Raw genomic sequence first — 10,314 nt, forward strand, 5'->3', positions numbered from 1 at the left:
GATGTTAGAGCAATTTATTGAACAGTATGGCGTGGCTGAGGCTATATTTATCTTGGCCATTAATGAAGTGCTCTATCGCTACTCTGTGGGCTGGAGTGCGCCCTACAGTGAGTCTGATATTCAAGCAAAAGATATTGCGCGTAAATTAACAGCACAAAAACCAAAAAATGCTGAGGCGGTAAAAGCTATTATCCAAACGGTTTATGATTTTTGGTTTGGTAAAGGCTTTGCAAAAAATACTTCAATGCAAGCTTGTGAGGAGATTTTGAGTTTATACCAAGCGCAGATTGTTAGCCAAAAAGCGGTTTAAATAATAGACCAAATTAATAACAATAACGCTAAAAAATAATGAAAAAAGGAGAGAGCTATGATGTTTCCTATCGAAAATAACGAGACGTTTTTATTGTTTTTCCATGGTCTTGATTCAAGTTGCGAGACCAGTAAATACACGTGTATCACACGTGAGCCGAAATATTGTCAAATGGTCAATTATCGCGAGAATTTTACAGAAATTTTTGAAATTTACGATGCTTTAATTCGTGAGAAAATGGCACAGTATCCACGCGTGGTGCTGGCAGGGCATTCGCTTGGTGCTTGGTTTGCCAATCATTTTGCCCATAAATATAACTTGCGGGCGCTCTTGATTGCGCCTTGCATTTATCCAAGTGACGTTTTAGCGGACCGTATTCCGGCAGTGGCCGATATGAAATTGTCTTTTCCAACGTCAAACACTGAGATGGTACGAGTCATGGTGGAAGTCGACGATGAAAGCTTGGATGTAGCGGTTGCTAGGCGAACTTTGGTTAATCTACCGGATAGCTGGGAAGTCGATTATTTTGACGGCGGTCATCACCGTATCGCCCGTAGCAGTGATATTTGGTATCACTTGGTCCATCTGTGTGAAGACCCTATCGTTTGGATGGATGAGGCGACGTGTCATGGTGAAGATTAGGATATTTGCTGATTAAAAAGAAGTCATGATCGCGTATTTATTTTCTATGGGCTGATGTGCTATCATCATTGGATAAACTATCGTGGGTTTAACAGTTTTGTCCTCGTCATTTATTGCAAATCATCAAGATTGCGATTGGTGGCGGCGTACAAACCTTGCAACTTCCAGCACGATATAAAACAATCCTGGTAAAGCGCATGAGCCTGTACTCCGACATCCTCATTTGTGCCTGATTTTATACTTTTTCGTCGGAGTTATAGGAATATAAGGTCTTCATCATCATGAGCCAGTCTGCCCAGCCATCCAAATTTACCCGCCGTTTTCAGCCGTGCCATCCTCTCGCACAATACGTCATCGCGCAAATAGATACGTTAGAATATCGCGCGCAATATATTGTCAAAACCATGGGTTACCCACTAAAGCATACCATGCCTGCTTGCGAGCGCCTGCGTCATGTGCTGTCCAATAAGCATCTCGGACTTGATGGTAGCTATATGGATAAATACTTTACCGCCGATGAGTTTTTAGCAAAGTTATTTTCGGTACTCGATTTGCCTTATGAGCCATTTGCAGAAGATATTGCCCAGATTAAAGATGAGATAGCACAGGGTGCTGTGCCGCAGCCTCGCTATCGTTTATACGCCGATGTTGATTTTAAGTTCGATGATAACGCCAATTGGCTGTCTCGTTGGGGCGCTGCACTTTGGACTCAGGTAGATTTGCCAAGCGGATTTGCCAAACTGGATGAAGCTGCGCGTAAAAGTATTATTAAAGAGCGTATCCGCACGCATTATCAAGAGCGTGGATCTAACGTGCCGTACGATGGCGCTATAAAAGGCTATTGCTTGATTATGGAACTGCAAGATAAAGAATTCGAGAGAATCGAGTACGACCTGCCAAAATCTAAAAGTGTGTAATAGCCTAAGCAAAATTAAAACCATTATTTTAAATAAACTATCCTTACAATGCTATAAGCTAAAAATATTCTTAAACATAAGCCTCTCTATCCTTTTATGATAGCGAGGCTTTTTTGTATTAAGTAAAAGTTTTTAAGATTAAAGCCTACCATTGAAGGCAAGTGTGGTCATTGTTATGATAAGCCAAGCTATACATAATAACTTTTAAGCTTAAAACGATAAAGATTAACCAAACTGCGAAACATCCCTATGACTCCCTCGACTTCCTCTTATCCTCGTCTGTACTCTTTTCGGCGCTGTCCTTATGCCATGCGTGCTCGCCTTGGGTTATTGTTTGCGGGGTTGCAGGTCGAGCTGCGCGAGATAACATTAAAAAATAAGCCGCCGCAAATGCTCGCGATTAGCCCCAAAGGTACGGTGCCTGTGCTGCAGCTTTTAAATGGCTCAGTGATTGAGGAGAGTAGAGAGATAATGACATGGGCGCTTGAACAGCAAGATGCTCAAGGGTTGCTTGCTGCCCAGACTCTGCCGCAAGCAAATGCGCTGATTGATAAAAACGACAATGAGTTTAAATATTGGCTCGATCGCTATAAATACGCCGACCGGCATCTTGAGATGAGTCAAGCAGAGTATCGACAACGGGGTGAGGTTTTTTTACAAATGTTAGAGGAATTATTAATCAAAAATCCTTGTTTGCTAGGGGAGCGCATCACCATTGCTGATATCGGTATCATGCCGTTTGTCCGTCAATTTGCGCATGTGAATCGCAAGGTTTTTTACGATTTACCTTACCCAAATTTGCAGCGCTGGCTACAAGACTGGCTCTCCAATCCGCTTTTTTTGCAAGCGATGACTAAGTTTGCGCCCTGGCAAGAAAAAGATGACGTGGTGGTTTTTCCTGCCGCTTTCATCGAGCGTCATTAGTGCTATGATAAAATCTCTCAATTATATATAAGAGGTTGCCATGACCGTTGATCTCAATAGCCGCTACGGCTTGAATCCTGCTCATAGTGAAGTCGTAGAAGCGTGCCAAATTATTGAGCCGTGTGCTGCGCTCGACATGGGCTGCTCAAATGGGCGTAATGCTTTGTATCTTAGCCAACTTGGGTTTAATGTGACGGCGATAGATGCCAATCCTAGCGCTATCAATATGCTACAAGACATTGTTGAACAAGAAGGCCTTACAAACCTCAAAGCCGAAGTGTACGATATCAATCGTGCAAGCCTTGATGCCGATTATGGTTTTATCAGCTGTACGGTGACTCTGATGTTCCTTGACCCCGCGCGCGTTGACGCTGTCATTGCTGATATGCAGGCGCATACGCTGGCTGGTGGTTATCATTTGGTTGTGTGCGCTATGAACACTCAAACCTATCCATGTCCGGTTAATTTTCCATTTACCTTAGACGAAGGACAATTACGCGACATGTATCAGGGCTGGGAGTTGATTAAATATAATGAAGACGTCGGCACGATGCATAACGGCGCGCAATTACAGTTTGCGACCATGTTGGCACGTAAGCCCAGTTAAGCAATGTTAAGTGATGTTAGACAAGAAATCTTAATCAGATCACATTAATCATACTGTCAATTCAAAAGGTTGTTTACGTTATATTTACCATAGCGTTAGCAGCCTTTTTTAATGGATGGCTTACAGGTGTGGTAGTCATATACTTTGTTGTCTTTAAGAGCAGAATTTCACAAGCATATACAGCAATAACAAACGCGCTATAGTTAGTCCTAAATAAAGTTAATACAAGTATGATAACGCGCTACTGGTATTCATTTTTCTTGCTTGCTGTGCCTACGCAGACAGAGGCTGCGCAAAATGAATACCAGTAGCCCTGTGTTTATTTTATAGCAGCCTGCCTCTATACATCAGAGCAGTTGTCGTTTTAATATACTCATACTTAGAAAAATGACACGATAAAAAAGCATAATGGAAAATAACATGGATTGGTTCAGTATTTTTATTTATGACACCACCTGGTCTTTTGCGGCAGAAATCGCCATACGTACCATCATCATGTTTTGCCTGATTATTTTATTATTACGCTTTACGGGCAAACGCGGCATCCGCCAACTCTCTATTTTTGAATTAACCATTATCTTATCATTGGGCTCTATCGCGGGCGACCCGATGTTTACAGAAGATTTGCCGCTGATTCAAGCAGTGCTTATTATGAGTATTGTCTTGCTGCTTTATCGGTTTTTTACTTGGTGCTCGACAAGGTACAAAATTTTTGAGCTTATCTTAGAAGGTAAGCCGACTTGTATCGTAGAGGACGGTTTGCTGGTCTTAGAGGACGTCAAAAAAGGTAAGATGTCGCACGATGAGTTCTTTTCAGAAATGCGCCAAAAAGGCGTGCGTCATCTAGGCCAAGTTCAAGTAGGGTTGCTCGAAACAGATGGTGATTTTAGCGTGTTATTATTTGAGCCTGAGAAAACGCAGTATGGGCTACCCATTTTTCCTAAAGAATTTCAGGCGGCAAAAGTGTTAGAAAAGGGACAGTCTTATGCCTGTATGCATTGCGGTTATATCGAGAATATCTCAATGCTAGATGAAGTCTGCCATCGCTGTCATCAGTCAAAAGGATGGGCGAAAGCGCTCAATACCAAGTTTGTGAATTAAGCAGTATGATTGCTGACCACCTCGATAATACTTTTACAAATAAGGCTGTTTATACTACGTAGCTTTTGCTCAGGAGCGCCGTGGCACAGGCTGCGAAAATCATAAATCTCGCCTTTATAGCCGATACAATAAAAAAACGTGCCGACGGGTTTTTCTTCGGTTTCAGAGCCACCGGGCTTTAATAGCCCCGTACAGGCAACATGTAAGTCGGCCTCAAACATTTTTTTGGCTTTGATGACCAGCTCACGCGTCACTTCTAACGACTCAGGCGTACAGTCCTCAATTAATTGGCTAGGTACTTTTAATACCTGCTTTTTTATCGAAACGTCATAACATACTAGGCTTCCCATCAATACATCACCAGAATATGGACTGACAGAAAAGCGATGCGCTAAGTAGCCCGCGGTCGCGCTTTCAATAAAGACCACCGTCAATCCTTTATCAGCGAGTAATTTTGCACAACTATCGGTCACGCCTGCCTCCTTTTCTTTATTAAAGCTCGTAAAATAAAAACAACCACTATTCACTTAAACTATTACAGTACTTTGCTCGTAATTATTCAATTTATGGATTGATGAATTTGCGTAACTATTATTTAGAACTTACCTTTCTTCACTAAATGTTATTTAGCTTTAGGATTAGTTCTTGTAATATCTTTATATAGTATAAAAAATTTGATAGGAAATCGGTTTTTAGCTTAGTCTGAAGAGACTGGGTTTTAAATAAGATTGATGACCCTTTAAACGGACTTTTAGGCGATAGCTATGTTTGCATTTGATATCAGTATGAAGATTTTAACCTACCATGCTTTTCAGCTTGGCATTGCTTTTATACTGTCGCTACCGATTGCCCTTAATCGTGAGCTTGAAGACAATGGTGCGGGACTCAGAACCTTTCCTTTGGTGACGATTGCCTCGTGCGCTTTTATGTTGGTAGGTATGGATATTTATCAAGGCTCGGACGCAGAAGCTCGTATCATGTACGGCATCATAACTGGTATGGGTTTTATTGGTGGTGGGGCTATTTTTAAAAACGAGAATGGGGCAAAAGGCACGGCAACCGCCGCTGGGCTATGGAATACAGCAGCAATTGGTATCTCGGTCGCCTATGGACGCTATGAGATTGCCATTATCCTCTCAGTCGTTGGATTTATCATTCTGCAATTCTCCAAACCCTTTAAGCCAAAGCATAGGCGCAAGGACTTATAATTCTGCTAGCCATAGGATTAGACAAAAAATAAGCGAGAACCATGATGGTCTCGCTTATTTTATGCCTATGTTGCTGTGCGGTTTATTTATTGCGTATAGTAATGCGATTTACAGAATGAAATTTATTGCACGCCCTCTGCCGGTGTTTGATCGAGATTTGGATTGTTTTCATTAACAACCACAGCATCAACACCTTTTTCTTCATCTTCTGCACCATCTACACCAGAATAATAGGTTTCATCTCCATCATTCTCGGTCGCGTCAGTAGAGGTGGTTGTAGTGTCTGTAGGCGCCATTTCGTCAGCTTGCGTATCGGTAGACTGGACGTTGCCATTGGTCGTGGTCATGTCGGCAGTGTCAGGCTCTGTACTAACATCCGTTGCATCTTCTCTTTCGTTGCTGCAAGCGCTAAGCCCAATCACACTGGCTAATAAGGCTATCCATAGTTTGTTTTGAAGCTTTTTAGGCGTTACTGATGTTTTCATTTTTATATCCTTGTTATTGTTTTTGATTGCCAGCTTACAATAAGATTTAGCCAGTTTAGAGGTTTATTCCTATATCCCTGATAATTAAAATACCTGACAATTAAACTGACAGTATGCCTAAATATAATAAAGAAACTTAAAAAACTCAGGTGAATAAAGGTAAAGGTTTGTCAATCTGTGTATCATATACTCTTTAAAATAATTTATAAGTATCTAAAAGAACCAATACATTATGAAACCCGATATCAAAACCCCACTTGCTTTTAGAAGGTATCCTTCGACCACGGCGCTGCAATGTTTTGAGACGGCGGCTCGGCATTTGAGTTTTACCAATGCGGCGCAAGAGATGCACATGACGCAAAGCGCTATCAGTAAGCAAGTCGCGCAGCTTGAAGAAATGCTGAATTTGTCGCTGTTTTATCGCACCCCGCATCGCATCTCTTTAACGCCGGCTGGGAAGACTTACTATTTAGAAGTGCTCGAAATTCTCAAACATATCGAGGCGGCGACTACCAGCTTAATGTCAAACAGTGATAATTCAGAAGTACTGAAAATCGTCTCGCATCCAACTTTTTGCTCGCGCTGGCTGATGCCTGCATTAGGCGGCTTTGGTACAGCGAATCCACTGATTAATTTAACGATTAAAGAGCTGGCTGGACCGTTTTTTTCTGAAGATCAAAACGTTGATGTGGCGTTTTTATATGGAGATGGGATTTGGGGCGGCATGGAGTCGATTAAGTTGTTTGATGAGTATAATGTGGCCGTCTGTCATCCGGATTATTTAACAGACAAAGCCGCATGCATGGGTGATATAGGCAATATAGATAATTGCACATTATTACAACTTAGCTCACGCCCTAGCGCTTGGTATGAATATTTTAGACAGCAGGATATTCGTATAGATGGTACCTTTGTCGGCCCGCGCTTTGATACTTTTCATACGACTATTTCGGCGGCACTACTCGGCTATGGTATCGCACTGGTGCCACTGCGTTTGGTTGCGCCAGAGCTACAATCAGGCGCTTTGGTAACAGCATGGCGCTATGCCTCAAAAGGCAGGGGTGCTTATTATATGTCTTACCCTTTAGCCATGGGCAACTCGCATAAAATAAAGGTCATTATAGAATGGGTTTCAGCTTATCTTGCTAAGTCAAAGGAGCCTACGCCAGACTTGGATTTTATCTTGTAATGTAAAGCTGATTTGAACTTTTTAACTACGAAAATTTTAACTATGAACCTTTTAAGCTTTTAGCTATTAACAAGTTTAAAAAACAAAGTTTGCAAAAGTTAGGTTTGCAAAAGTACAGTTTGAAAGATAGAAACGCACCGGCCTTGAGCCGGTTTTTTTATCAATGTTAAATATGGCAATGATAAGCATGGCAATAATAAGCATGGCAATGACAAAAAGGAATGACGGCACAACTATTATTCGTTTGCTGATAGGGGAGCAGTTTGCTCAAATGATTCCTTAATCAAGGAAGATAAGAGACCTCTATGGAACAGCTATATAACGTCACCGATGCCTTTACGATGGTGCATCCGCTGACACTAACCAAAGGTAAAAATGCCAACGTTTGGGATGATAAGGGCCGTTGCTATATTGATTTTGTCGGCGGTATTGGCGTCTTAAACCTTGGCCATTGTCATCCTCACATCGTCAGCGCGATTATCTCTCAAGCGCAGTCGCTGATTCATTATGCTTATAACGCCGCCGCTCATCAGCCGTATCAAAATTTTATGCCAAGACTGTGTGAATGGATTCCTATTAAAGGTGAGCTTGCAGGCATGCTCACCAACTGCGGCGCAGAAGCCACCGAAAATGCCATAAAAATTGCCCGTATGCAGACCGGACGCACTGTTGTGATTGCCTTTGATGGTGGTTTTCATGGGCGTACACTGGCGGCGGTTAATTTAAATGGTAAGGTCGCGCCTTATAAGCGCGGGCTTGGGCCATTGTCCGGCGGCGTCTACCATATTCCTTTTCCCAGTCCTGATAACGATATCAGCGATCAGCAGGCGATCGCGGCTTTAGAGCGTCTATTTGCGGTGGAGACTGATGTGGCTAATATCGGTGCCATTATCGTCGAGCCCGTCCAAGGTGAGGGCGGTTTCCAACTGCTGTCCGCGACGTTTGTCCAATATCTACGCAGCTTTTGTGATGAGCATGGCATCTTCCTCATCATGGATGAGATTCAGTCGGGGTATGGTCGCACAGGTACGCCTTTTGCCTTTACGCATTTAGGGGTTGAGCCTGACCTGCTATTGCTCGGTAAAAGTATCGCCGGCGGCTTACCACTTGGGGCGGTAGTCGGCAAAGCTGGCGTGATGAATGGTCTGCCAAAAGGGAGCTTGGGCGGAACCTATTCAGGTAATCCAGTGGCGTGTGCGGCGGCAAATGCTACTTTGGATATCATGCAGGACGATAAAGTCTGGCAATCAGCTAAGCATTATGCCAACAGCATTGAAAGTACTGTCAATGAATGGCAGCAGCAAAACCTCTCTGCATGGCTATATGGACTGACAGGAGTTGGCGCGATGCGTGGTATCGAGCTGCGTCACCCAACTTATGGCACGCATCCAAGTGTGATGGCGTATGTCTTAACACAAGCGCGCGAGCAGGGCTTGCTGTTGATGCCAAGTGGTAAGCATCGACATATTATTCGCTTATTGCCGCCGCTGACGATTGAGCCTGAAACCCTAACAGCGGGTCTTGATATTTTAAAAGCGGTGCTAAGCGGTATTCCTAATGAAATGCCAAAGCTGTAGATGCTGAGAGCTACTGAAAGTTGCTGTGAGCTACTGTGAATTTTTGTGCTTTGCTAAGAATTTCTGAGACGACTATTTTTATCTAAAAATATCTTAATTAAAAAGGATACATACTTGTGAACCCTACCTTTATCAATAGCGATGATATTCGCCACGATTTCTCTATCGCCATGTCAGAGATGTACCAAAAAGAAGTACCGTTATATGGTGACCTCATCGATTTGGTGAGCGAGGTAAATACTGAAGTATTAAATAAAAAGCCTGATATCAGACAGCAACTTGAGCACACCGGAGAGATTAATAGGCTAGGTATGGAGCGCCACGGTGCGATTAGATTAGGCACCGCCGCTGAGCTAAGCATGATGCGCAGGCTGTTTGCGGTGATGGGCATGTACCCTGTTGGTTACTATGATTTGGCACCTGCTGGCGTGCCTGTGCATTCTACGGCTTTTCGAGCGCTTGACACGCAGTCTTTAAATAAAAGTCCCTTTCGCGTTTTTACTTCTCTATTGCGCCTTGATTTGATTGATGATGAAGCATTAAAACAAGAAGCGATGGCGGCGCTAGATAAGCGCAAAATATTTACAGATGATGTTATTAGCTTGATTGAGCGCTTTGAGGCGCAGGGCGGGCTAGTGGCTGAAGACGCTAAGCAATTTGTCAAAGAAGCGTTAGAAACCTTTCGCTGGCATGACAGAACACCCGTGTCTAAAGGGCTTTATCAGCAACTATTAAGCCAACACGGACTTATTGCTGACGTCGTCGGTTTTAAGGGCCCGCATATCAACCATTTGACACCTCGAACCTTAGATATCGATTCGGTACAAGCAGGTATGCAGGCAAAAGGTATCCCGCCAAAAGCCATTATAGAAGGGCCACCGAGACGGCGATGTCCTATTTTATTACGTCAGACCAGTTTTAAAGCGTTAGAAGAAGCGGTTAGCTTTAAAAACCCTAACGGCGGCTATGAAACGGGGCATCATACTGCGCGCTTTGGTGAGATTGAGCAGCGCGGCGTGGCGCTGACGCCCAAAGGCAGAGCGCTTTATGACCAATTGCTTAGCCAAGCTCGCCGCCAGTTAGCTGTGACGCCAAATACCGATAACGCCTCAGAGTACTATCAGATTTTAGAAAGTGCATTTGCAGCGTTCCCTGATGACTATCAAACGCTACACGATGAAGGTTTGGCGTATTTTTACTATCAAGCGGTCGATAGCAATACAGATAACGAGCAAACGCTCGATTCTATAGATGTAGAAAATGTAAATGACCCTTTATCAAAGCAAGTGATTACTGATTTGCTTAAGCAAGGAATGATTCGCCTAGAACCTATCGTTTATGAGGATTTTTTACC

The 10,314-nt window shown here is 43.1% G+C and carries 12 protein-coding genes; 10 read left to right on the forward strand and 2 right to left on the reverse strand.

The annotated features are described in order from the left end of the window. The 6 genes from V7D75_RS00720 to V7D75_RS00745 form a co-directional block, all read left to right on the forward strand. On the forward strand, positions 1 to 310 hold a 310-nt coding region (locus V7D75_RS00720), incomplete at its 5' end, for a hypothetical protein (protein WP_333612994.1). Positions 311 to 367: 57 nt separating this feature from the next. Continuing rightward, the gene (locus V7D75_RS00725) at positions 368 to 952 is read left to right on the forward strand and encodes an alpha/beta hydrolase (RefSeq protein WP_333612995.1); all 585 of its coding nucleotides are present in this window, start codon (positions 368 to 370) and stop codon (positions 950 to 952) included. Between the two features lie 281 nt (positions 953 to 1,233). After that, a complete protein-coding gene (locus tag V7D75_RS00730) occupies positions 1,234 to 1,869 on the forward strand; it encodes a hypothetical protein (protein ID WP_333612996.1) in 636 nt (211 codons plus the stop codon). A gap of 249 nt (positions 1,870 to 2,118) precedes the next feature. Continuing rightward, positions 2,119 to 2,793: a glutathione S-transferase gene (locus V7D75_RS00735; protein ID WP_333612997.1), complete on the forward strand. Its 675-nt coding sequence runs from the start codon at positions 2,119 to 2,121 to the stop codon at positions 2,791 to 2,793. 40 nt (positions 2,794 to 2,833) lie between these two features. Beyond that, the gene (gene tehB, locus V7D75_RS00740; RefSeq protein WP_333612998.1) at positions 2,834 to 3,400 is read left to right on the forward strand and encodes a tellurite resistance methyltransferase TehB; all 567 of its coding nucleotides are present in this window, start codon (positions 2,834 to 2,836) and stop codon (positions 3,398 to 3,400) included. 420 nt (positions 3,401 to 3,820) lie between these two features. After that, a complete protein-coding gene (locus V7D75_RS00745) occupies positions 3,821 to 4,501 on the forward strand; it encodes a DUF421 domain-containing protein (protein WP_200662776.1) in 681 nt (226 codons plus the stop codon). On the opposite strand, the gene V7D75_RS00750 is transcribed toward V7D75_RS00745, so the two are convergent. Next, a complete protein-coding gene (locus V7D75_RS00750) occupies positions 4,498 to 4,974 on the reverse strand; it encodes a CinA family protein (protein WP_333612999.1) in 477 nt (158 codons plus the stop codon). The two genes, V7D75_RS00745 and V7D75_RS00750, sit on opposite strands and share 4 nt — an antisense overlap. A 291-nt stretch (positions 4,975 to 5,265) precedes the next feature. On the opposite strand from V7D75_RS00750, the gene V7D75_RS00755 reads away from it, so the two are divergent. Further along, complete coding sequence (locus V7D75_RS00755; protein WP_333613000.1) at positions 5,266 to 5,709, forward strand: MgtC/SapB family protein; 444 nt, start codon at positions 5,266 to 5,268, stop codon at positions 5,707 to 5,709. A gap of 122 nt (positions 5,710 to 5,831) precedes the next feature. On the opposite strand, the gene V7D75_RS00760 is transcribed toward V7D75_RS00755, so the two are convergent. Next, entirely contained in the window at positions 5,832 to 6,194 is a 363-nt protein-coding gene (locus V7D75_RS00760) for a hypothetical protein (RefSeq protein ID WP_333613001.1), read from the reverse strand. Between the two features lie 232 nt (positions 6,195 to 6,426). Between V7D75_RS00760 and V7D75_RS00765 the strand changes: the two genes are divergently transcribed. From V7D75_RS00765 to hglS, 3 genes are all read left to right on the forward strand, one after another. Beyond that, positions 6,427 to 7,383 carry a LysR substrate-binding domain-containing protein gene (locus V7D75_RS00765; RefSeq protein ID WP_333613002.1) on the forward strand — a complete coding sequence of 319 codons (957 nt, stop codon included), beginning with the start codon at positions 6,427 to 6,429 and terminating at the stop codon, positions 7,381 to 7,383. A gap of 305 nt (positions 7,384 to 7,688) precedes the next feature. Beyond that, entirely contained in the window at positions 7,689 to 8,960 is a 1,272-nt protein-coding gene (locus V7D75_RS00770) for a 2-aminoadipate transaminase (protein WP_333613003.1), read from the forward strand. 116 nt (positions 8,961 to 9,076) lie between these two features. Beyond that, positions 9,077 to 10,314, forward strand: a 1,238-nt coding sequence (hglS, locus tag V7D75_RS00775) for a 2-oxoadipate dioxygenase/decarboxylase HglS (RefSeq protein WP_333613004.1), incomplete at its 3' end; no start/stop codon positions are given.

Source organism: Psychrobacter sp. (assembly GCF_036731945.1).
Taxonomy (GTDB): Bacteria; Pseudomonadota; Gammaproteobacteria; order Pseudomonadales; family Moraxellaceae; genus Psychrobacter.

What these genes read in the sequence shown, in the direction of transcription:
- V7D75_RS00755 (WP_333613000.1), top strand. Translation starts at nt 5,266, where the DNA reads ATGTTTGCATTTGATATCAGTATGAAGATTTTAACCTACCATGCTTTT.
- V7D75_RS00725 (WP_333612995.1), top strand. Translation starts at nt 368, where the DNA reads ATGATGTTTCCTATCGAAAATAACGAGACGTTTTTATTGTTTTTCCAT.
- V7D75_RS00745 (WP_200662776.1), top strand. Translation starts at nt 3,821, where the DNA reads ATGGATTGGTTCAGTATTTTTATTTATGACACCACCTGGTCTTTTGCG.
- V7D75_RS00770 (WP_333613003.1), top strand. Translation starts at nt 7,689, where the DNA reads ATGGAACAGCTATATAACGTCACCGATGCCTTTACGATGGTGCATCCG.
- V7D75_RS00730 (WP_333612996.1), top strand. Translation starts at nt 1,234, where the DNA reads ATGAGCCAGTCTGCCCAGCCATCCAAATTTACCCGCCGTTTTCAGCCG.
- V7D75_RS00760 (WP_333613001.1), bottom strand. Translation starts at nt 6,194, where the DNA reads ATGAAAACATCAGTAACGCCTAAAAAGCTTCAAAACAAACTATGGATA.
- V7D75_RS00735 (WP_333612997.1), top strand. Translation starts at nt 2,119, where the DNA reads ATGACTCCCTCGACTTCCTCTTATCCTCGTCTGTACTCTTTTCGGCGC.
- tehB (WP_333612998.1), top strand. Translation starts at nt 2,834, where the DNA reads ATGACCGTTGATCTCAATAGCCGCTACGGCTTGAATCCTGCTCATAGT.
- V7D75_RS00765 (WP_333613002.1), top strand. Translation starts at nt 6,427, where the DNA reads ATGAAACCCGATATCAAAACCCCACTTGCTTTTAGAAGGTATCCTTCG.